At 65.5% G+C, this 21,454-nt stretch carries 19 protein-coding genes and 1 pseudogene; 14 read left to right on the top strand and 6 right to left on the bottom strand.

The features are described 5' to 3' along the window. A pseudogene (locus ACTIMF_RS13915) lies at positions 1–378 on the bottom strand (IucA/IucC family protein); the annotation flags it as partial. Beyond that, positions 375–980: a GNAT family N-acetyltransferase gene (locus ACTIMF_RS13910; RefSeq protein WP_442350887.1), complete on the bottom strand. Its 606-nt coding sequence runs from the start codon at positions 978–980 to the stop codon at positions 375–377. The pseudogene ACTIMF_RS13915 and the gene ACTIMF_RS13910, both read right to left, overlap by 4 nt. A gap of 263 nt (positions 981–1,243) precedes the next feature. Between ACTIMF_RS13910 and ACTIMF_RS13905 the strand changes: the two genes are divergently transcribed. The 12 genes from ACTIMF_RS13905 to ACTIMF_RS13850 all read left to right on the top strand — a co-directional run bounded on the left by ACTIMF_RS13905 (position 1,244) and on the right by ACTIMF_RS13850 (position 14,691). Then, positions 1,244–2,902, top strand: coding sequence for a (2,3-dihydroxybenzoyl)adenylate synthase (locus ACTIMF_RS13905; RefSeq protein WP_442350886.1), 1,659 nt, complete (start codon positions 1,244–1,246; stop codon positions 2,900–2,902). Between the two features lie 10 nt (positions 2,903–2,912). After that, positions 2,913–4,394: an AMP-binding protein gene (locus ACTIMF_RS13900; protein WP_442350885.1), complete on the top strand. Its 1,482-nt coding sequence runs from the start codon at positions 2,913–2,915 to the stop codon at positions 4,392–4,394. Beyond that, the gene (locus ACTIMF_RS13895; RefSeq protein WP_442350884.1) at positions 4,391–4,669 is read left to right on the top strand and encodes an acyl carrier protein; all 279 of its coding nucleotides are present in this window, start codon (positions 4,391–4,393) and stop codon (positions 4,667–4,669) included. The genes ACTIMF_RS13900 and ACTIMF_RS13895 overlap by 4 nt, the downstream gene beginning before the upstream one ends. Further along, positions 4,669–5,817, top strand: coding sequence for an acyl-CoA dehydrogenase family protein (locus ACTIMF_RS13890; RefSeq protein ID WP_442350883.1), 1,149 nt, complete (start codon positions 4,669–4,671; stop codon positions 5,815–5,817). The genes ACTIMF_RS13895 and ACTIMF_RS13890 overlap by 1 nt, the downstream gene beginning before the upstream one ends. 1 nt (position 5,818) lies before the next feature. After that, positions 5,819–7,003 carry an acyl-CoA dehydrogenase family protein gene (locus ACTIMF_RS13885; protein ID WP_442350882.1) on the top strand — a complete coding sequence of 395 codons (1,185 nt, stop codon included), beginning with the start codon at positions 5,819–5,821 and terminating at the stop codon, positions 7,001–7,003. Between the two features lie 5 nt (positions 7,004–7,008). Beyond that, on the top strand, positions 7,009–7,785 hold the full coding sequence (locus ACTIMF_RS13880) for an alpha/beta fold hydrolase (RefSeq protein ID WP_442350881.1): 777 nt from the start codon (positions 7,009–7,011) through the stop codon (positions 7,783–7,785). Further along, a complete protein-coding gene (gene mbtM, locus ACTIMF_RS13875) occupies positions 7,782–9,446 on the top strand; it encodes a long-chain-fatty acid--ACP ligase MbtM (protein WP_442350880.1) in 1,665 nt (554 codons plus the stop codon). Before ACTIMF_RS13880 ends, mbtM begins: the two co-directional genes overlap by 4 nt. Beyond that, positions 9,443–10,615, top strand: a complete 1,173-nt coding sequence (locus ACTIMF_RS13870) for an acyl-CoA dehydrogenase family protein (RefSeq protein ID WP_442350879.1) — start codon at positions 9,443–9,445, stop codon at positions 10,613–10,615. The genes mbtM and ACTIMF_RS13870 overlap by 4 nt, the downstream gene beginning before the upstream one ends. Positions 10,616–10,731: 116 nt before the next feature. Further along, positions 10,732–11,580 (top strand): hypothetical protein, encoded by an 849-nt coding sequence (locus ACTIMF_RS13865; RefSeq protein WP_442350878.1) that lies wholly within the window; start codon positions 10,732–10,734, stop codon positions 11,578–11,580. 54 nt (positions 11,581–11,634) lie between these two features. After that, positions 11,635–12,606, top strand: a complete 972-nt coding sequence (locus ACTIMF_RS13860; RefSeq protein WP_442350877.1) for an ABC transporter substrate-binding protein — start codon at positions 11,635–11,637, stop codon at positions 12,604–12,606. Positions 12,607–12,610: 4 nt separating this feature from the next. After that, positions 12,611–13,609 (top strand): FecCD family ABC transporter permease, encoded by a 999-nt coding sequence (locus ACTIMF_RS13855; RefSeq protein WP_442350876.1) that lies wholly within the window; start codon positions 12,611–12,613, stop codon positions 13,607–13,609. Continuing rightward, positions 13,609–14,691, top strand: coding sequence for a FecCD family ABC transporter permease (locus ACTIMF_RS13850; protein WP_442350875.1), 1,083 nt, complete (start codon positions 13,609–13,611; stop codon positions 14,689–14,691). The genes ACTIMF_RS13855 and ACTIMF_RS13850 overlap by 1 nt, the downstream gene beginning before the upstream one ends. A 36-nt stretch (positions 14,692–14,727) precedes the next feature. Here ACTIMF_RS13850 and ACTIMF_RS13845 read toward each other — a convergent pair whose 3' ends face one another. From ACTIMF_RS13845 to ACTIMF_RS13830, 4 genes are all read right to left on the bottom strand, one after another. After that, positions 14,728–15,186, bottom strand: coding sequence for an HNH endonuclease (locus ACTIMF_RS13845; protein ID WP_442350874.1), 459 nt, complete (start codon positions 15,184–15,186; stop codon positions 14,728–14,730). A gap of 554 nt (positions 15,187–15,740) precedes the next feature. Next, positions 15,741–16,958: a hypothetical protein gene (locus ACTIMF_RS13840; protein ID WP_442350873.1), complete on the bottom strand. Its 1,218-nt coding sequence runs from the start codon at positions 16,956–16,958 to the stop codon at positions 15,741–15,743. Next, positions 16,927–18,240 (bottom strand): hypothetical protein, encoded by a 1,314-nt coding sequence (locus ACTIMF_RS13835; protein ID WP_442350872.1) that lies wholly within the window; start codon positions 18,238–18,240, stop codon positions 16,927–16,929. Before ACTIMF_RS13835 ends, ACTIMF_RS13840 begins: the two co-directional genes overlap by 32 nt. A 386-nt stretch (positions 18,241–18,626) precedes the next feature. Further along, a complete protein-coding gene (locus ACTIMF_RS13830; RefSeq protein WP_442350871.1) occupies positions 18,627–19,313 on the bottom strand; it encodes a hypothetical protein in 687 nt (228 codons plus the stop codon). A gap of 894 nt (positions 19,314–20,207) precedes the next feature. Here ACTIMF_RS13830 and ACTIMF_RS13825 point away from each other — a divergent pair. Continuing rightward, positions 20,208–20,369, top strand: coding sequence for a hypothetical protein (locus ACTIMF_RS13825; protein ID WP_442350870.1), 162 nt, complete (start codon positions 20,208–20,210; stop codon positions 20,367–20,369). After that, positions 20,338–21,453, top strand: coding sequence for an ImmA/IrrE family metallo-endopeptidase (locus tag ACTIMF_RS13820; protein ID WP_442350869.1), 1,116 nt, complete (start codon positions 20,338–20,340; stop codon positions 21,451–21,453). Before ACTIMF_RS13825 ends, ACTIMF_RS13820 begins: the two co-directional genes overlap by 32 nt. The last annotated feature ends 1 nt before the right edge of the window (position 21,454 follow it).

Raw genomic sequence — 21,454 nt, 5'->3', positions numbered from 1 at the left:
GGCTCCGATGGCGATCGTGTGGACCAGTTCCTCCAGATAGTCGGGGAGCTTGTCGTGGGTGATGCCCAGCTGTTCGTGCAGATCGACGACCAAGGCGGCGGCGCTGACCGGTAGGTCGGCACCGGAACGGACCCGACGGATCGACGACTCGTCGACGGCCCAACTGTCGAGAGCCAGAAGGTCGGCCGCGAATGTGTACTCGGTCCGGCGGTCGTCGGAGAACAGCGTGAACTGCCCGCGCCCGGTCTCGAGAGGAGCGAGCGCCTGCTCGTGGCAGAACTCGGCGATGATCTTGGCGGCGACCCGACGTTCGTACACCTGGCGAAACGACCGTTCTCCGGTGCCTGCAGTGGACGCGGCGTCGATGGAGGCGCTCATCGTCGGACTCCCGTCTCTGGGTCGACGACCGTTCCGTTCTGGGTGACTCGGATGAAGTCCTCACGCGTGCAGTAGCTCAGGCGGGCGGTCTTGGCGCCGACCGGGTAGTCGCCGACCACTGTGAATCCGACGGCGGCGTTGAGAGCCTGCACCGATGCGTTGCGCACGTCGGGCTCGACGACGACTCGCGAAGCGCCGACCTCGAACAATGCGGTGCGCATGATGTAGAGCATGACCTCGCTGGTGAATCCGGCGATCGGCTGATCGGCGGGCGCGACGAGCAGGTGCATGCCGATGTCGCCCGCGGCGTGGCGGTAGCCGGTGCCCGGGTCGGCGAGTTCACTGGTGGCCGGGTCGTACAACTCGAACATGAACTCGTCGCGGCCGTCGGCCTGCCCGATGTGCAGACCGTAGTCCGTGCCGGCGGCCGCCCGCATGGTGTCGTTCAGGAAGGTGCGGACCTCGTCGACGGAGGCCGACTCCATCTCCCAGTACTTCGACTTCGGGTGGCTCAACCAGCGGTGCACGGTTATTGCATCCCGGTCGGCGTCGACTCGGGTGGACGACAGCAGTGGTGTCGTCACGGGAGATTGGCTCGTCATCGGCCCTACTTCGCTAGAGGGAGAAACTGGGTGTCTGCGGGGCGGCAGAGTGCACAGCCGCACGCGGCTGGCAGAGACTTAGGTTAGGCTACATCACTTAGGTTAGGCTAATGAATGGTCCTCGATCTACCTCCGTGGGGTGCTGACCTCGACTGGAAGTCGCCGAGCCAGTAGCCGTGAGGTCACCCTAACCTTGCGGTGCCCCGAGGTGTTAAGTTTAGGCTAGCCTCATTCACTTCCCTCCCCGTGTAGAAAGGTGACCCATGACGACCGTCGACGATCACATGGAGACCGCCACCATCCGGAGTCTGATTCCCGATTGGCCGGCTGACTTCGCCGAGCGCTACCGCGACCTCGGTCTATGGGAAGGTAAGACGTTCAGCGCCAGACTGGACGAGTGGGCGCAGCGGTACGGCACGTCGACCGCGGTGGTCGATGGCGAACGTCGCTTCACCTACCGCGAGCTGGCGGCGCGTGCCACGCGCCTCGCGCACGGTCTGCGCGGCCTCGGCATCGGCCAGGGCGACGCCGTGCTTCTGCAACTGCCGAACTCGAGCGAGTTCGTCATCGGATGGTTCGCGCTGCAGCGTCTGGGCGCTGTTCCGGTCCACACCCAGCCCGGCCACCGCCATCTCGAGGTCAGTTACCTCGCCGGTGCGACGTCTGCCGTCGCCTACATCACCACCGATGAGTTCGCGCGCTTCGACCATCGCGTCCTTGCCGCCCAGGTGGCCGACGAGGTCGAGTCCATGGCCTCGGTGATCGTCGCGGGTGACCTGGGCGACCATGCGGGAGACGACCGGTTCCACACTTTCGAGTCGCTGTATGTCGACGACGACTCCTCCCTCGGCGACCCGGCGGCCCCGTCCGACATCGCGTTGCTCCTGCTGTCCGGCGGGACCACCGGCATGCCCAAGCTGATCGGCCGGACCCATGACGACTACGCGTACAACTCCCGGGTCGCCGGTGACCGCAGCCGACTCGATGCCGACAGTGTCTATCTCGCGATTCTGCCGATCGCGTTCAACTACACGTGGAACTGCCCCGGCATCCTGTCGACCTTCCGCGTCGGCGGCACCGTGGTCCTCGCGCCGAACCAGGATCCGGCGATCTGCTTCGAGCTGATCGAACGCGAGAAGGTCACGATGACCGCGATCAACCCGCAGCTCGCACCGATGTGGCTCGACGAACGCGAGTGGACCGAGAGCGATCTGAGCTCCCTGAAGATCATCGAGATCGGCTCGGCACGTCTGTCCGACTACGAAGCCCGGCGCATCATCGACGAGTTCGACGCGACTCTTCAGCAGATCCTCGGCATGTCCGAAGGACTGTTCTGCGCGACCCGCCTCGACGACGACCCGGACCTGCTCGCGACGACCCAAGGCGTCCCGGTATCCGAGTACGACGAGATCCGAGTAGTCGGCGCCGACGGCAGCATGGTCCCCGACGGGGAGATCGGCGAACTGACCGTCCGCGGTCCGTACACCCTGCGCGGCTACTTCGACGCTCCGGAACAGACCGCCAAGGCCATCACCGACGACGGCTTCTACTGCACGGGCGATCTCGTCCGCCGGCTCAGCACCGGTCATCTCATCGTCTCGGGTCGTATCAAAGACCAGATCAACAGGGGAGGCGAGAAGATCGCGGCGACCGAAGTGGAAGGCGCGCTCCTCGAACACCCCGACATCCGCTCCGTGGCGATCCTCGGCGAGCCCGACGAGACCCTCGGCGAACGGTCGGTGGCATTCGTCGTCCTCGAAGACGGTGCGGCGCAACTGACTCGACGAGACCTGCAGACCTTCACTGAATCGGTCGGTCTGGCCGCATACAAGGCGCCAGACGTGGTGCGGGTGATCGACGAGATGCCGTTGACGCCGCTCGGGAAGATGGACAAGAACGCGCTCCGCGCCGTCCTCGGTTGAGTCGTCAGACATGCAGACTCTCTCGACCTGTACGGCAGTCAGCGAACTCTCGGCGATCCTCGACGACGCTGTCGCCGACCACCCCAACCTCTGTGCGATATCCACGGAGACCGAACACATCACCTACGCCGAACTCGGGGGTCGGGTGGCGGCTCTCGCCGGTCGGCTCCGCGACGCCGGGGTCGGCCCCGATCGGATCGTCGCCGTCCATGTCCCGCGTTCGGCCACTGCGATCATCGCGATCCACGCGGTCATCGCCACCGGAGCCGTCGTCGCGCCCCTCGACGCCAACGATCGGCCCGAGCGTGTGTGCGCGCTGCTCGACCAGGCGGGCGCCTCGCACCTGATAGTCGCCGACCGCGAGCAGTCAGCGACAGAGATCGGTGAGGGGCTCGCGGTAGTTCGGCGCGACGTCGCACCGACACGTGTCGATCCCGGCTACCTGCTCTTCACATCCGGCAGCACCGGCGTCCCCAAGGGCGTGCTCCTGTCCGACCGTGCGGTCGCGCACTTCGCTCAGTGGGCAGCCGAGTCCGTCGGGCTGGCATCGGACGACCGCGTCGCGGCACAGGCATCCCTGACCTTCGACCTCAGCACTTTCGACGTGTTCGCCACGGCGGCCGCCGGAGCGACGGCGGTGATCTTCCCGGACTGGCTCAAACCGTTCCCCGCGGACACCGTCGACTGGCTGGCAGAGCAGAGGATCACCGCTCTGTACGGTGTCCCGACCCTGGTCAAAGGGATCGTCGCAGCAGGCGGCCGATCGTCGACGCTGCCCGACCTCACCACGGTGCTGTTCGCGGGGGAGCCCTATCCGGTCGCAGCGCTCGCCGACCTGCAGACAGCGTTCCCGGACGCCGCGATCGGGAACTGGTACGGGCCGACCGAGACCAACGTGTGCACCGCCTACGACGTCCGTCAGTGGCGGCCGGGCACTCCGGTGCCGATCGGTGAGGCGATCGACGGAGTGAGCGTCGCCGTCGTCGAGGACGAACTCGTCGTCGCGGGCCCCACCCTGTTGACCGGCTACGTCGTCGACGGAGTCGTGTCCGATCCGGCCACCGACATCGTCTTCCCGGACGGGCGGACCCGTCGCGCGTATCGGACCGGAGACCGCGCGTACCGCGACGACGACGGTCAGTTGGTCCTCCTCGGCCGGGTCGACCGACAGATCAAACGGAGCGGATACCGCATCGACCTGTCCGGCATCGAGGCCGTCGCCTCCGACGTCGGGTCGGTGCACGGCGCGGCAGCCGTCGTCACCGGCGACGACGAACGCCTTGTCCTGTTCGTCGACGTCGACCCGGCATCGACGACGGTGCTCGAAACCATCGACCACGCACTGTGTGGGGCGCTGCCGAGCTACTCGCTGCCCGACCGCGTCGTCGCGTACACCCCGCTGCCCACCAACCGTCGCGGGAAGGTGGATCTTCCCCGCCTGGAAGAACTCGCCGCACACATCCTCACCGACCAACAGGAGGCTCAGACATGACACAGGACGATTCCGGACAACTCACGATCGACGACGTGTGCGAGGTGGTATCGGAGGCGATCGTCCGTCGGCACGGCAAGACTGAGCCGATCGATGCCGACACGCAGATGCTTCTCACCGGCATGCTCGACTCGCTCACCCTGGTGAACATCGTCGGCGACCTCGAGAAGCGACTGGGGCGCAAGCTCCCGGAAGACATGGTCGTCGCGCGCAACTTCCGCACTCCGACGGCGCTGCACGTCGCGGTCGACACCGTGCTCGCGGAGCGCGTCTGATGACAGCGGTGATCCGAACCGCCGATGTCCCGGCGGCCGTCGCCGCCGAGGCCGCCGAAGTGGTTCCGGGGCTGGCGGGTGCGAGCTTCCGAGACGGGTGGCGTGCGCTGCTCTCACTCCCGCCGGTCAGGTCCGTCATGGCCGATTCGCTTCGTGGCGAGACAGGCGACGGCGTCGTCGAGAACGCGGTCGCGGTGATCGAGGGCATCGGGCGCGCAGGCGTCCCCGCCGGCCTGTGCTACGCGTTCACCTCGCAGGTGTTCGGCATCCAGTGGCCGTTGTCGGCGTCCGCGCGCGCACCACTGGCGCCCTACGTCGACGGCCTCGTCGACGGCTCCCTCATCTTGTGTCACGCACTCACCGAGGAGACCGGAGGCTCGGATCCGCTCTCGATGCGAACCGCGGCCACAGCGACCGACGGCGGGTACCGCATCGACGGACGCAAGGCGTACGTGACCGCGGCGCCGGAAGCCGACCTGATCCTGACGTTCGCACGCACCGACGAAGCGCGTCATCCGTTCGCGCTGAGTTCGTTCCTGATCCCGGTCGACCGCGCCGGGGTCACCCGATCGGACCCGTTCGCGAAAATCGCGCTCACCGAAGTACCGATGGGGGCCATCGACTTCGACGGCGTCGCAGTCACCGACGCGGACATGGTTGCCGCCGAAGGGTCCGGCCTGGCGTTCCTGTCGAGCACGACGACGTGGGAGCGCGCGCTGTTGATGAGCTATGCCGTCGGCGGGATGCACGCAACCATCGAACGAGTCGTCGCGTGGCTGCGCGACCGTGAACAGTTCGGTCGCAGTCTCGGCGCCAACCCGCTCGTCGCCTCTCACGTCGCGGACCTCTCGATGATCGCGTACCGAGTCCGCACTCTCGTGTACGACATGGCGCGTCGGATCGACGCGGGTGACACTCCGCTCAGCGCGTTGTCGACCGATGCCGCGCAGGTGAAGATCTCGTGTGCCCAGGACCTGTTGGCGTTCGAGACGACGGCGGCACCGCTGTTCGGCGCGCGTTCGGTGGTCGCCGACTCGGGATACAGCGCCGACCTGAGCAGTGCGATCGCCGCATCGATCTACGCGGGAACCAACGATCTGTTGCGGGTGTCCATCGCCCGCGACCTCGGACTTCCGGTGGCGAACTGACATGACTCTGGCAACGCATTCCGTCGACACCGCCCTGGAACTCGCCACGGCGATCACTCCGCGCCTGGCCGAACTCGCCGACCCGATCGACCGTGGCGAGACGTCCCCACACGTCGCCTACCAGTTGATCCGCGAGTCGGGCCTCCTGGCCGCGATGGTCCCGCGCGATCGCGGCGGACTCGGACTCGACTTCGCCGACTACACGCGGGTCCTCGCCGAACTCGCCGCAGCGAACGGCGCGATCGCACTCGGATTCAACATGCACAACGTGGCGATCGGCTCCCTGTTCGAGGCCGACGTCGACGCGCTAGGCGCGACCGGTGTCGCCTTCCGCGACTGGGTGATCGGCCAGGTCGTCGACGGTCGCAAGATGTTCGCTTCGGCCGCGTCCGAACCTACGACCGGTGCCCGGCTGCGCGGCATCGCGACGGCCTACCAGCGCGACGGCGACGCGTACGTTCTCGACGGTCACAAGTCGTTCGTGTCGCTATCGGGCGTCGCCGACTACTACGTCGTCACCGCGCGTGCTCACGACGACGACTCCGACGTCGAGGTGTCCCACTTCGTGGTGAGCGCCGACGATCCGGGCGTCTCGTTCTCGGCCGAATGGGCCGGGACCGCCCTGCGCGGCACGTCGACGGCTCAGATGTTCTTGGAGCACACCAGGATCGGAGTCGATCGACTGTTCCTCGGTGTCGAAGGCATGTCGTTGTTCAAGGCGGTGCGCGACCCGCACTGGATGGCGGCGGGTTACCTCGGCGCCTATCTCGGGCTCGCGGAGGCGATTGTGGACTTCGCTGCTCAGCGGCTCGGCGCCGACGAACGACGTCGTGATCAACCCGCAGACGTCCAACGTCTCGGTGCGATGACGGTGGCTCTGCACGCGACACGGGCGTTGACGATGACCGCGGCGCGGGGCGTCGTCGATCGCCGTTCCGACCAGGAGACCAACGCGACCGTGTACGCGGCGAAACACCATCTCAGCGAAACAGCGCAGTCGCTCGCCGCACAGTCCGTGGCACTCGTCGGGTCGGCTGCGATGGCCGCGGACGGCCCGATGCAACGACTGCTCCGCGAAGTCCAGTTCTGTTCGATCATGCCTGCCAAACCCGCCGACTGCCTCGACTACGTCGGGCGGGCACAGTTGGGCGCCAACATGTTCGACGTCTCCAACCACGGGTGGTGACGGCGGTGCCTGTTCTCGCGCACCCGCGCGGCGACCTCGAGTACGTGCTGCACGGCGGTGACCCGAATCTGCCGACCGTGGTGTTCCTGCACGAAGGACTCGGATCGGCAGGCCAGTGGGGGCGGCTGCCGTCGCTCGTCGGCCGCGCCACCGGGATGCGAGTCCTGGTGTACTCGCGACACGGGTACGGCGGTTCGGCGGGTGACGGTCCGACCGGGGCCGACTATCTGCACCGAGAGGCACTCGACGTCCTACCGGAGATCCTCGCCGAATTCGACATCGAGGCGCCGATCCTCGTCGGGCACAGCGACGGTGCGTCCATCGCAGCGATTTACGCCGGCGCGCACCCGGTGCGCGCCGCCGTCCTGATCGCACCGCACGTCCTCGTCGAGGACACGACCCTGAATGGGATCCGATACACCGCAGCACATTTCGCCGAACACGTCCGTCCGACGCTCGCCGCGTTCCACGACGATCCCGACGCGCTGTTCGCTCGATGGTCGGGCGTATGGCTCTCCGACGACTTCGCCGCGTTCGACCTGACCGGACTCCTACCGGACATCGCGGCCCCGCTACTCGTCGTGCAGGGGGTCGACGACGAGTACGGCACACCGGTGCACGTCGACGCCGTCGCTGAACATGCGTCGGGTCCCGTTCGGACGCGACTGCTCGCGGGCCACGGACATCACCCGCACCTGCACGACCCCGAGGCGATCGCCGTGTTGATCGCGGATTTCGCATCCCTTCCGACCAGTTCCACGAAAGAAGACGAGACGCCATGACGCAGCCGACTGTGCTCGACGTGACCGAAGCACCGAGTGTGTTCACCGAACCGTTCAGCAGAGCGATGCTCACCAGCGACGAGTCGCTGTCAGTCCTGGACGCCGAGACGGGGGAGTGGACCACCCGCACTTGGCCGCAGGTGCACGAGCGCGCCGTCCAGATCGCTGCGACGCTCGTCGTCCAGCGGCGGGAGGATGCGCCCCATGTCGGTCTCATCGGCGATCCGACCGTCGATCTGATCGCCGCCGTCCAGGGGGCCTGGCTCGCGGGCGTCGCCGTGTCGATCCTGCCGGGACCGATCCGCGGCGCCGACGAGAAGCGCTGGGCCGAAGGCACACTCGAACGGTTCGCGCGTATCGGCGTCGGCACCGTGCTCGGCGACGATACTCAACTCCACCTGCTCTCCGAGGCCGACCACGGCGGCCGGACCGGCGGCGGGCTGCATTTGACGACAGCCCGTGACTACGGTGTCGGCGCCGACGTCGCCGACTTCGTCCCGGTCGACGCGGGCCCTGACGCGCCGGCCGTTCTGCAGGGCACAGCGGGGTCGACCGGGGAACCGAAGACGGCGGTGCTGCCGGGCGCCGCGGTGCACACCAACACGCGCGAACTCGTTGTGCGCCTCGGCATGCACCACAGCCGCGACGTCGGATTCAGTTGGCTGCCGCTCTACCACGACATGGGGCTGACCTTCCTGCTCGCGACGATGGGGTCGGGTATGCGGTCGTACATCGTGCCGAACTCGGCGTTCGCGGCCGCACCGTTCAAATGGCTCGAATGGCTCACCGAGACCAAGGCGAGCGTTACCGCAGCACCGAACTTCGCGTACGACATCCTCGGTCGCTACGGGCGACTGCTGCAGTCGGCCGATCTGAGCGGTGTGCGCGTGGCGATCAGCGGCGGCGAACCCATCGATCCGGACGCGTTCGACAAGTTCCTCGCCGAGACAGAGCGTTTCGGATTCGATCCGGCGGCCGCCGCACCCGCCTACGGAATGGCCGAGTCGACGTGTGCGGTCACCATGCCGTCGACGGGCGAAGGCGCGGCGTACGACGAGGTGACAGTGACCGTGCCGGGCGAGGGCCGGGAACCCATGCGACGTCGCTATGCGATTCTCGGAAAACCGTTGGACGGCATGGAGGTCCGCATCGTCGAGCCGAACGTCGAGGTTCCCTTGATCGACGACAGGGACGTCGGACGTGTCGAGATCCGCGGTACGTCGATGATGGCGGGCTACCTGGGCCATGAGCCCATCGCCGATGGCGAATGGTTCGACACCGGCGACCTCGGTTACCTCGTCGATGGCCGTCTGGTCATCTGCGGTCGGGCCAAGGAGATCGTAATCGTCGCAGGACGAAACCTTTTCCCGGTCGAGATCGAGCGGGCGGCGGCGTCGGTCGCCGGCGTCAAACGCGGCGGCGTCGTCGCCATGGCTCGAAGTAGGGGGTCGGCTCGGCCCGGGTTGGTCGTCGTCGCCGAGCATCGGAGCGACGACTCGGCGGTCACCCGTTCGGCGGTGATCTCTGCTGTCGCCTCCGAGTGCGGAATCGTCCCAGCCGAGGTGATCCTCGTCGAACCGGGCACCGTGCCGCGCACCACGTCCGGCAAACTCCGACGGCTCGAGACCAAGCAACTCGTGGAATCGGGGGCCCTGTCATGACGGTGGCGCTCGACGAGTACCGCGCCCTCCTCGACGAGGTCTTCGATGACGAAGTCCGCTCGTGGGTGGACGAAGCCGAAGTCTCCGAACACTTTCCGCGAAAGCTCCTCGAACGGCTCGGCGCCGCGGGGGTCTTCGCGCAGAAGTGGGGCGAGGAGAAGAAGCCGGACGTCGCGAAGCTGTTCGCCCTCGGCTATGCCCTCGGCAGACAGGGCTCGGCCGGGATCAGCGTCGGTGTCAGTCTCCACGACTCGGCCATCTCCGTGCTCCGCCGTTTCGGCAGCCGGTCGCAGACACTCAGTCGGGTCGCCGAGGCGGCCATCCGCGGCGACGCTGTGCTGTGCCTGGCGGCCTCGGAGTCATCGGGCGGATCGGACCTCCAGATCGTCGAGACCACGGTCCGGACCGGCGACGACGGTCTGCACGTCGTGGGGCGCAAGAAGTTCGTGTCGCTCTCGCCGATCGCCGACTACATCCTCGTCGTCGCACGCAGCGTCGACCAGGACGCGGGCGATGCCGACGGCCCAGATCCGACTCATGGAAACGTCGCGCTGGTCCTGGTCCCGACGGCGCAGGTCGTCGTCGAGCCGCCGTACCGCAAGGCCAGCGCAGGCCCCCTGGACACGGCAGCGGTCGTCATCGACACCGTCGTGCCTGCCGACTACCTGATCGCGCGAGCCGGCACCGGTCTCGCCGCCGTCAGTTGGGGGCTCGCGCACGAACGACTGTCGATCGCGGCACAGGTCGCGTCGTCGTGCGACACCGTGATCGCGGTGACTCTCGCACGGATGCAGGAGCGCAGCCAATTCGGCAAGACCCTGTTCGAGCATCAGGCGCTTCGGCTGCGCGTGGCGGACCTGCAGGCGCGTGTCGACATGCTCCGGTATGCGCTCGATGGGATCGCTGCAGGCGGAAAGATGAATCTGCGGGCGGCCGCCGCGATGAAGGTGACCGCGGCGCGGTTGGGGGAGGAGGTCGTGTCCGAGTGCATGCATCTGTTCGGCGGTTCCGGCTTCCTCACTGATGAGACTCCGTTGGCGCGGTGGTGGCGCGATATGAAGCTGGCGCGGGTCGGTGGCGGGACCGATGAGGTGCTGTGGGAATTGGTCGCCGCGTCGATGAGGCCCGACGTCGCAGGGTATCGGCGGTTTGCCGGAACCATCACGTGACAGACATCGCATTGCCCCGCCCGAAAGGCCGGGTTTGAATGTTACCTGACATTCAGGTTAGCCTGACCTATATTACTTGGCGGGTGGCTCGGTGCCCGCGATGAAGGAGACCCACCATGACGCAGGCAGACCCCTACGGCGACGAGCCGTCTTACGCTGACCAGCAGTACCCGGAGCTGCAGCCTGCGGAGCCGAAATCGGAGTCGAAGGTCAACGTTCCGACGATCCTCGCGTCCGCGGGGGTCGCCGCCGTCATCTCAGCGCTCATCGTCACCATCGGAGTGGTCGGACTGGCCACATCGGACAAGCTCGGCAACAACTCGGCGGCGGCTCAGCCGACCGTCGTCAACCTCGGCAGTGCGCAGGGCACGCAGACTCCGAACGGGGTCACGGTTCCGCAGAACACCGGCGGCGACCCGGCCGCGGGTGACGCACCGGCGGGAGCGCCGACGGAGAACGTGCCGGAAAGCGACGGCGACGCCGGAACCGGCTCGGGCACCGAAGGCACCGGGGCGGGAACAACCGCACAGCCGGGCACTGCGGCACAGCAGGGCACGGCGGGCCAGCAGGGCTCGGGCCAGGGACAGTCGGGCTCGGGCCAGGGACAGTCGAACCCGTCGCCGCTGACCGCAGGCCAGCTCAACACCAAGATCAAGACCATCATGAACACCAGTGCGTCCGATGCGACGCGGGCCGACGAACTCCAGGGCGGCCAGCAGGCGCTCGGATCGATCAACTCCGTCGCCCAGATGTTGAAGGTCAGCGGCGCGGGCTTCAGCTACAAAGTCGTCGGGCCGGTCAACCAGAGCGGCACCACCCTCAACGCACGCCTGCAGATGTCGTTGGTCGGCAACGGCTCGCGGTACCGCGAGCTGAGCTGGGTGTGGGTCGACAACAAATGGAAGCTCTCGAACAAGAGTGTCTGTGTCATCGCGGAGTACGCGATGCTCAAGTGCACAGTCTGAGTCTGATTCATCGAATACTCCGCCTCGCGGAGTACAGGAAATAGGAGATAACCGATGACCAGGCTGAAATCGAGTCTTGTTCTCATCATCCTCGCGATCACCGCGCTCGTCGTCGGCGCATGCTCGTCGTCGGACGACGCCGATTCCGCGCCCGTCCAGATCAATCTGCCCGACGGCCGCACCGTCAACGTCCCCGAGACGCCACAGCGAATCGTCACCCTGGGCGGCCAGTGGACCGATGTCGCACTCTCGTTCGGCGTCACGCCGGTCGGCTACTACGACGCGCAAGAACTCCAGACCGGGGAGAAGGCTCCGTGGTTCGGAAACAAGCTCAACGACTCGGTCCTGGTCGATCCGAACAAGGACGTCGTCGGCGCGGTGGCCGAACTCAAACCCGATCTGATCCTGGCCCCGGGCTTCGCCTCGATGGCCGAAGGCTTCGACAAGCTCAGCGAACTCGCGCCGACGATCGACAAGATCAGCGGTGAGCAGGTCGACCCGTGGCAGGACATGGTCAACCTGATGGGGACCATCCTGCACCAGCCGGAGAAGGCCAAGGAGATCATCGACGGCGTCGACTCCAAGATCAAAGCGGTCGCCGACGAGTTCCCCGGGCTGAAGGACAAGACGTACACGTTCGCGTACCTGTACGGATCGGACCAGATCTCGGTGCTCGGCGACGAGTCCGACGGCGCAGCCAAGCTGTTCAGTCAACTCGGCCTCAAGATGTCCCCGAAGGCGACCGCGCAGTCCACCAAGACCGGCCAGCCGCGCTTCCAGATCAGCACCGAGAACATCAACCTCCTCGACTCGGACCTGCTCGTCGCCGCGAGTCAGTCTCCGAAACTGCAGCAGCGAGTGGAGGGGCTGCCCGGATACAAGGGGCTGAAGTCGGTCCGCAGCGGTGCGGTCGCGATGCTGTCGACAGTGGAGATCACCGGACTCAACGAGCCGTCGCCCAACGCCATCCCGTACGCGTTCGACCACATGAAGCCGGCCCTCAAGGCCGCAGCCGACGCGAAGTAGCGCGTTGGGAAAGACCCCACGGCGCCTCGGCGGCCTGCTGCTGCTCGTCGCAGCACTGGCCGCCGTGTGCGTGGCGTCCATCGCCTTCGGGTCGCGGGCGATCCCGGTCGGCGACGTCTGGTACTTCCTCTGGAACAAGGACGACACCGATATCTCCGGCATCGTGCACGGTCTGCGGATCCCGCGGACCGTTCTCGGTCTCGTCGCCGGTGCGGCGATCGGCGCCGCAGGTGCGCTGACGCAGGGGCACACACGCAACCCGATGGCCGATCCCGGAATCCTCGGGGTCAACGCGGGCGCGGCGTGCACGGTGGTACTCGGCGTCTATGTCATCGGCATCACCACTCCCATCCAGTACATGGGTTTCGGACTGGTCGGCGCGCTGGTCGCGTCGAGCCTGATGTTCCTGATCGCATCCGCGGGCAAAGGCGCGAATCCGCTCACGTTGATCCTCGCGGGCACGGGGCTCTCGGTGCTGTTGATGGCGATCACTTCCGCGATCGTTCTGGTCGACACCGAGTCGTTGGACGCCTGGCGCTTCTGGCAGGTCGGCTCCACCGAAGGCCGCGGCTGGGACGTCATCGGTGCGACGCTGCCGTTCGTGGTCCCCGGTCTGGTCCTCGCTGTGATGAGCGGCTTCTATCTCAATGTCCTGTCCCTGGGCGACGACGTCGCGCACGCGCTGGGCACCAGGGTCCGGCAAGCCCGGATCATCGGCATCGTCGGGATCGCCCTGCTCGTCGGAGCGGCGACCGCGGCGTGCGGCCCGATCGTCTTCCTCGGTCTGGTGGCGCCGCATGTCGCGCGGTTTATCACCGGTCCCGACTACCGGTGGGTGGTTCCGTATTCGGCGCTGATCGGCGGACTGTTGTTGGTCGGCAGCGACGTGATCGGACGAGTCGTCGCGCGGCCGGGTGAAGTGCAAGCGGGCATCATCCTCGCGGCGATCGGCGCCCCGTTCTTCATCGGGCTCGTGCAGGCCAAGAAGTTGGTGGCCGTCTGATGGACCTCACGAAGAGCGTCGACGAACGAGCGCCCCGCGTGCGGCGGCCCGTGCTACGGGTGGGCTCCGCGCAGTTCGTCGTCCATCGCTGGGCGCTCGGGGTCGGCGCGGTGCTCGCGGTGATCGCGTTCGTGTTGTTCGCGGTGAGCATCGGCACCAGCGAACTGTCGATGACCCCGATCGACGTCGTGCGCATCCTGTTCGGCGGCGGCACGAGATTCGAGAACGTCGTCGTCTTCGACTCGCAGCTTCCGATCGGACTCGTCAGCCTCCTCGTCGGGTTCGCCCTCGGAGTCTCGGGAGCGTTGACGCAGGTCATCGCGCGCAACCCGCTGGCCACCGCCGACATGCTCGGCATCACTGCCGGGGCCAGCGCGGGCGCCGTCGTCGTCATCACCTTCGGGACGACGTGGGCGTCGTGGCTGGCCGACCTGGGATTGACGACGGCCGCGCTGCTCGGCGGGCTGGTGGCTGCGGCCGCCATGTACGTGCTGACGTGGCGTCGCGGCATCGACCCGATTCGGCTGGTGCTCGTCGGCGTCGCGATGACTGCCGGGATGCAGGCGCTCATCGCCTTCCTGCTGACCAGGGCCGAGATAACCCAGGTGCACACTGCCCAGCATTGGATCGTCGGTTCGGTGTCGGGAGCCGCGTGGAGCAATGTGTGGCCGCTGGCCGGGGTGCTCGTCCTCGCCCTCGTGATCATCGCAGTCAACTCGCGCAACCTCGCGATCATCAGCCTGGGCGACGAGGTCAGTCGCGGTCTCGGTGTCCGTACCAACGTGACGTCCGGTGTGGTCTTGTTGACGGCCGTCGTCCTGGCGGCCGTCGCCGTCTCCGCAGCGGGACCGATCGCATTCGTCGCGCTGCTCGCACCTCAGGTCGCGATGCGTCTGGCGCGCGCGGAGATCCCCGGTCCGATCACGTCCGGACTGATGGGTGCCGTCCTGGTGATGGGCGGCGAAGTCCTCTGCCGCACGGTGCTGCCGGGCGGTCTGCCCGTCGGTGTCGTCACCGCGGGCATCGGTGGCGTCGCGTTGATCTACCTGATGATCCAGATCAACCGGAAGGCGTCGGTGTAGGAGGGTCGTCAGAATCGGCGAGTCGCCGTCAGCAGATCATGCCCACGCGGGACGGTACGGCTCCCACAGCAGGCGGATCCCTGCCTCTTCGGGGGTCCGATCACCCTTGTCCCAGTTGCACGGGCCGCACGCGGCCACACAGTTCCACCAGGTGTTTCCGCCGCCGCGTGACTGCGGCATCACGTGGTCCCACGTCTGCGCGTGCTCGCCGCAGTACGCGCACAGATGCTTGTCGCGGCGCAGTACCTTCTCACGCGTGGTGTGCTCACGCTCGACGTACGGGCGGTAGACGTACTCGCGCAGGATCACCTCGCGGGGAACCTCCACCTGCATCGAGACCGAATGGGCGATGATCGGCGGATCGAAGCCCTCGATCATCCACATCTTGTTCTCGAGGAGGTTCGAGACCACGTCACGAAAGGGGCGGCGGTGCAGCACAGCGTTATCGGCGTTGCGGACTATCACGGTAATCGCGTCGATCGCTGGAATCGCCATGGCACCTGTACCTCCCTGTAAGAAAATAGCCCAGACGAGGCCTTCTCGCTGGCTTAGACGGCGACGGCGCGCCCGCGAAGAGCAAACGTACGGGTGCGACCGGATCCGGTCAACGGTTTATCGGACATCGCGGTCCCGCCCTGCGGGTGCCGCTCTGCGGGTGCCGCTCTGCGGGTGCTGCCCTGGGGGTGCTGCTCTGGGCTCGTGCCCAGGGCACCAGTTTGTGCTCAGGGGCAGCCCCTGGGCGCAATGGTGGTGCGCTGGGCGGGAACCGGTGGTCGGGCATGCAAGAGCCCTCACGTAGACTTTCTCGCAGTCGGACGGCGCAATCCCCACCGCAGCCGACCGAGCCGCTCTCGTGGGACTGGCGGAAGTTCCTGTCTGCGCTGGCGAGAGTGTCGGCTGGCGATAGCGAGTAACGCGTGCCAGCCCTACCCGTAACGCATTGAGGCGGATCCCGGTGTCGGTGCGGAATGGGACGCGTGGGGCGTCTGATCGAGGCGAGCTGACGTGTTGTCTAGGCGGCCGCAGACAAGTCTCGCGTCCGGTGGGGCCTATTCAGGCGACTCGGTATCAAACAGCGTGGCCTGCTCGCCGCCGTCAACCACCTGCACCTGCGATAGCGCTGCCGTAAGCACCTTGTCGACGGGTGCTGGCACACCGAACTGGCCACGCAAGAAGGCCCCGATCAAGTGGATCTGTCGCTCGGTGGCCTGGTTCATACTCAGGCGGTTTTGGAGTTCGATCGTGAGGTCTCGACGGCGGGCGAGGCGCTCGAAGACCAGCGCATCCATCTGCCGGGGAAGGCTAGCTGTTGTCGCGGCGTCTGCCGCGAGGCGGGATATGAGTTCTAGCAGTGGTTCTGCGTAATCGGGTGCCAACGGGAGAAACGCTCCCATCGCTTTGGTGTGCAGGTCAGCTGGCGCATCGAGGGAGTTGAGAATCTTCGCGACATACTCGTCAACCCGCTCGGATTGCTTACGCATGGCGTAGAACGGCACGTCGCCGGTTGCAAGGCGAGCTGTGGCGACCTGGCGAAAGGTGTTGGTGTCCATCGTGTTCGCTTCGCTGGCGATGATTGCGAGATTGACTGTGACAATCGAGATGGCCTCGGCGAAGAACCAGCGTGCAGCTTTGGTGGCATCGGTGTGGGAGTTGGGTGGCCATATCTTGCTCAGCTCGCGGATCAGACCAAGCGTGCGCTTGACGGCGTCAAAGGGATCGAGAAACCATACCTCTGATATCAGGAACCAGTAGCCTCGTTCCAGCATGGGATCGGGCTTCACGAAGGTGGAAACATCCTTGCGGAGAACGGCGATGGTCACGCCTTGGGAACCCACATCGTCGACATCTCTGATCGCAAGTCGCTGCTCGCGGTCGGTGAGGTCTTCCATGTGCTGGATCGTGACGCCCAGGCGGCGGCAGGCATCGCGTGTTGCCGTCGACGTATTGAAGGCCGTCGTGATCTCCCCCCGGTCTGCGCCCACCAGCTCACGGAGGCCACGGCTCCAAAGGGCACGGTCCAGTGGGCGGGGCGTGGCCTTTGAGGTTCCCGTCTTAACCTCACCGATCTGCTTATGGTGTGTTAATGCTGGGCTGAATGCATACCCCAGTACGTCCAGGTCGGTAACCGTCGAGACCTCCGAGCCGAACCGGTGCTGTAGATCGACTCCACGCCGTACGTAAAAGCCGTCCCAGAACCAAGCCTGAGCCACCCGAATCTCGGCAAGGTCCCCGGCGTTAAGCCCAGGGGTCGTCACGGCGCGCGGCACGCTGCATCTCCTTTCGCAGTTCTTCGACAGAGGCAACCATGATTTCGTGCGAAGCTCCGAGGCTCTCGGCGGTCCGGCCGTCCTCCGGTGTGATGAACGTAGCGGGTCGCTCCCCGCGGGTCAGATCTGCTGCCCCCGATGTGTCGGTGATCCGGCGGATCCATGTCAACGCCGACTCGGCGATTTCTGGTTTGACGAGTCTCAGGTACGCGCGTCCCTGGTCGTTCGGTTCGACGGCGACGACGCCAGCGGCCTCAAGAAGGTGATAGTCGGATTTGATGTTGGTGGCCGGGCCCACGACTCCTTTCCTCAGCAGGGCCTCCACCAGGGTGCCTGGATCCTCAATGCGTCCACGACCGAGGGCAGCCGCATCGCGCCCAAAGAGCATGTGAGCAACGAAAAGCTTCCGCAGGTGGAAGGCCTCCGTCGTGGTGCACGCGTTGTCCTCTGCTTCCATCAGCGGCGAGAAGACATACGTCGAAGAGATGCCTGTTGCGGACTGGACAGTCGCAGCTTGAATGAGCCCGGCATTCGTCGCACTGCGGATGATGGCCGGGGTGGCCTTCAGTTTCGACAAGTGCAGACCTGGGGCGGATAGCACCTGCTCGCTCATGCCCAGCAAGGCGTCGCGCTCGTTCGCAGGCAGTTTTCCGAGGAAAGTTGCGAGTGATAGTTGCTTGGTTCCCCACACGTACGGGCTGAAGACCACCAGCTCGTTGAGTTCTTCGGACGCCGAGTCACGATTGAGACCAACTGCGCGCGCGAGACGCAAGGCTTGCTCGGCTTCTTGCTCGGTAAACCCTCGCGTCACGATCTCGTTCAGGTGCTGACTCGCGGCCAACGGCGCGATCGCGCCGATCTCCACCGAATGCAGGAACGCCAGATCGGAACGGTGGGGCCTGAGCGACTCCAGCAACGCAACGGTCTGCTCTGTGACGGAAGCTGACACCCCGACGTACTCTTCGAGGCTCGAGATCCGGTTAGCGTCGTCGACCCTGTAGTCGATCAGCCCCGTATTCTTCAGCGCGGGCAGCACCGTGTTGATGAGCTCCAAGCCTCCAAGGCCCGCGTGCTTGGCATAACTAACGACCAGATCGTGAGTGAGCAGAACGAGGTTCTGGTGGCCCTTGAGGCGCGCGGCGAAATCCATTGCTTTGCCGGTGAGAAGTAGAACCTCAACTTCAGCTCGCACCAGAGGTCCGGTGATCTTGTGGTCGTGCTGGTGGACAAACACGACCGCACGCCCCAGCCGCTTCACTTCGTCCCGGCGTTCATCGTCCACGCAGTCGCCCCTGAATCATGCTCCGGCAATGTCGCCGCGCTAGTCGAGCCTATCGACGACTGGTTCGCCGACGGTTCATTCTGTCAGGCCAACAGTAGGTCAAGACTCGGAAGCACGTTCTAATAGTCGGGGTTGACCGACTCGGACAGAGCGTCGTCGCCGCCGATACTGTCGCACGAGGTGGCGCTGCCGGTCTCGACCAGATGCTTCTTGCCCCCGATTCGCGGTGTTTGGGTCGGTTCAATCGCTGAAATTCTGGCACGCCATCGTGCGCCCCGACGACCACATCAACTCCCGCCTCTACCTCGACATGAGGTACGCGCCCGCGGCCGGGCCCGGCCACCTGTTGATGGCCGGGGCGTGGCGTATAGGTGATCGTGAAACAGCTACGCGACCGTTGGAACCCCTTTGAGCTGGCCGTGATTCTGCAGGTCGGTAATGGCGACATGCCGTACTCCAGGTATGCCGCCTCGATTTGCGAATCCCAGTGGGATATCTAGGTCGATCGGCTCGCCTAAAAAGATCGCGTCGTAACCATTTTCCCAGCTGGCAGTGGCAGTGACCGCCTTGATGTAACCGTCGAGGATGCGTCCGTACTTTTTGGGGAGCTTGGAGCTCTGATCTCCTGCGCAGCCGAGAGTGAACCGTGCCACGACGGGCCTGACGATATTCAGTCGCTGAGCACTGTCGGTGCCCAAATATTCAATGGCGTCGTTGATTCTCTGCTTCAGTCGTGGCGCTCGCAGATAGACGCCGCGGTCCATTCCTTCCTTGGCGGTACTCTCGCTGGGGACGACGGCGATGACTCCGGTGTGCTGCGAGCCCGCCCATGGTCTGGGCACGCAGTAGTTCTCATCGGCCTCCCAAGCGAATTGGTGTGCAGCCAGGTCGTCGTGAATCTTGCGGACTTCGGCCGGGGTGAGACCGGCTGCCTCGAAGTCTGCTCGGCTTAGCGGGTGTGCTTCTCCGAGTTTGATCAGCTCCGATTTCGCCGCCGCGCGCTCGGCTTGGCTTTCCTCGACACGCTTGCGTGCGGCAATGAGCTCGGTCCCAACAGTTTGTGGTGATCGCATTCTTCCGCGCCCTTCATTGTATGGGCTAACTGCTGTTAGCAATTTATAGACTACAGCACTAAGCCCAAATGGCAAGGGGTGCTCGGGAACGCTCGGCGACTCCGAGGTTAACGACGGGATCTATTGCGTCAGTGGGTCTCATCGAGTCGGGACTGAGTGTGGTCTCGTTCGCGCCACGACTCGACATGAACCATGGGGGCCTGCTGTGTCTACTGTCGCACCCGGATCGACAAGTGCGCGGCGGGTGACGAAACGGCGCTGCATCGAGTGCCTGTGTCACGTAGTAAAAGGACGGCGCTGTGCCACGGCAAGTACTACCTCGCCTTGTTATTGTCTGGTTTTGTGCAAGAATGTGAGGAGACTTCAACCCAAGGACGAGACATGTCGCAGCCGTTGCGTACCCCCGCCCCCCGGACTCTATTGATCGGCCCCGACGATTCCGCAGCCTACCTGCGGAGGCTGGGGGTTTCACTTGAGGACGTCCTAGTTGCGGTGGAGCGGGGTGAGGCGCGCGCAGCGGAGACGAGTGGACCAGAGTATCCCCGGACAGGAGCGGGACTCTCCCGGTGGGTCGAGACTGTTGGAGCCCTCCGGCATGCGCTGATGCGTGACGGCTGGACCCCTCAAGACCCACGAAATCGGCCGATTTGCGCCAATCCTGACCAGACGATTCATCTCGGAGTGCTTGGTGGCACATGTGCCACCGGCGATGCCAATTCTGAGATCGGGCCGAAGGCTCAGAGACGAAAGGGGCCAGCGACTGACGAGGCTCTCGGGGACCAGCCTGTGCTGTACGTTCGTGCTGAACTAGTCAAGGCCCCGGCTGCGCTAGCGCTAAGCGATCCGCCGCCCCCAGGAGCCTGGTTTCTGGTTTACCACCGTGGTGAGGCCGGTGTGCAGGTCGAAGTATCGCATCCAGCGGGGTCGACGGACGGGCAGATTGACGGCTGGACGGTACGCGTCATCCTGCCGCGCTTCACCCCGGACGACGCGGACATCTCTCCGCAGGACGTAGGCGGCGGCGATGTCGGATTCAATGTCACCCTTGCTTCCTGAGCAATTTCTTGACCCTGAACGCATCACCCTAGCTAGGACCCGCCGAGGAATGACGAAGGCAGACCTTGCGAGGGAACTTGGGGTCACGCCACGGAGTATCACCCGCTACGAGTCCGACGGAGCACCACTTTCGGCTGCCAGCGCATTGTCGAGTGCGCTGGAGTTCCCTATCAAGTTCTTCTCGACGCCGCCCACAGCTCAAATTGAGGCCAACGGCGTGAACTTCCGAGCAGCTCGGCGGGCGGGAGCGCGGCAGCGCGCCGCGGCCGTTGCTGCGGGAGCGATCGGAATCGAGGTCGGTCTGTGGATTAGTGAGCGCTTCAATCTGCCCCCTGTTGCTGTGCCCAGGCGATTTGAAGATGATCCGGCATTGGCGGCGCGAATCCTGCGCGCGAACTGGGCGCTCGGGGTCAAGCCATTGCCGAATGCTGTGCAACTCGTCGAGGCGCATGGTGTCCGTGTGTTCACACTCCCGCCGATCGCGGAGCAAGTCGACGCTTTTTCGTGTTGGCATGGGGACGTGCCATACATCTTCTTGTCACGACGTCGTTCGCCTGAGCGGATGCGGTTCGATGTAGCGCACGAACTCGGGCATTTGGTGATGCATCGCGCTAAGGATCGCGACGACACAGCGCAAGAGCGCGAAGCCGATCAGTTCGCCAGTGAGTTCCTGATGCCAAGAGAAGCTTTACCGGTCCAGGTGCGAAGAAACCCGACGACGTCTGAAGTCCTTGAAGCGCGCGCACGTTTGAAAGTATCGGCGATGGCGCTCGTTCGTGCATTGCACCACGCAAAGCGGATGAGCGACTGGCACTACCGCCAGATGTGCATCGACCTGTCCGGCCGCGGGTACCGGTCGGGAGAACCTGGCGGCATGCCCTCACACGAGATGTCGCGGGTCTTTCCGCAGGTACTCAAAGCCGTGGGCGCGAAGGAGATCGCGGAAGATCTCCTTGTTCCAGCCGAAGAAGTTAGAGCGCTCACGTTTGGGGTCGAGCTTCGGGTGACACGAGCAGAGCGAGGTTCGACAGTCGGCCGACCCGTTGACGGCGTGGCACGCCCGCTGAGGGTCGTGCGAGGTTAGC

Source organism: Gordonia sp. (in: high G+C Gram-positive bacteria), from assembly GCF_052106715.1.
Taxonomy (GTDB): domain Bacteria; phylum Actinomycetota; class Actinomycetes; order Mycobacteriales; family Mycobacteriaceae; genus Gordonia.
This window is presented reverse-complemented; position numbering and strand designations above follow the sequence as displayed.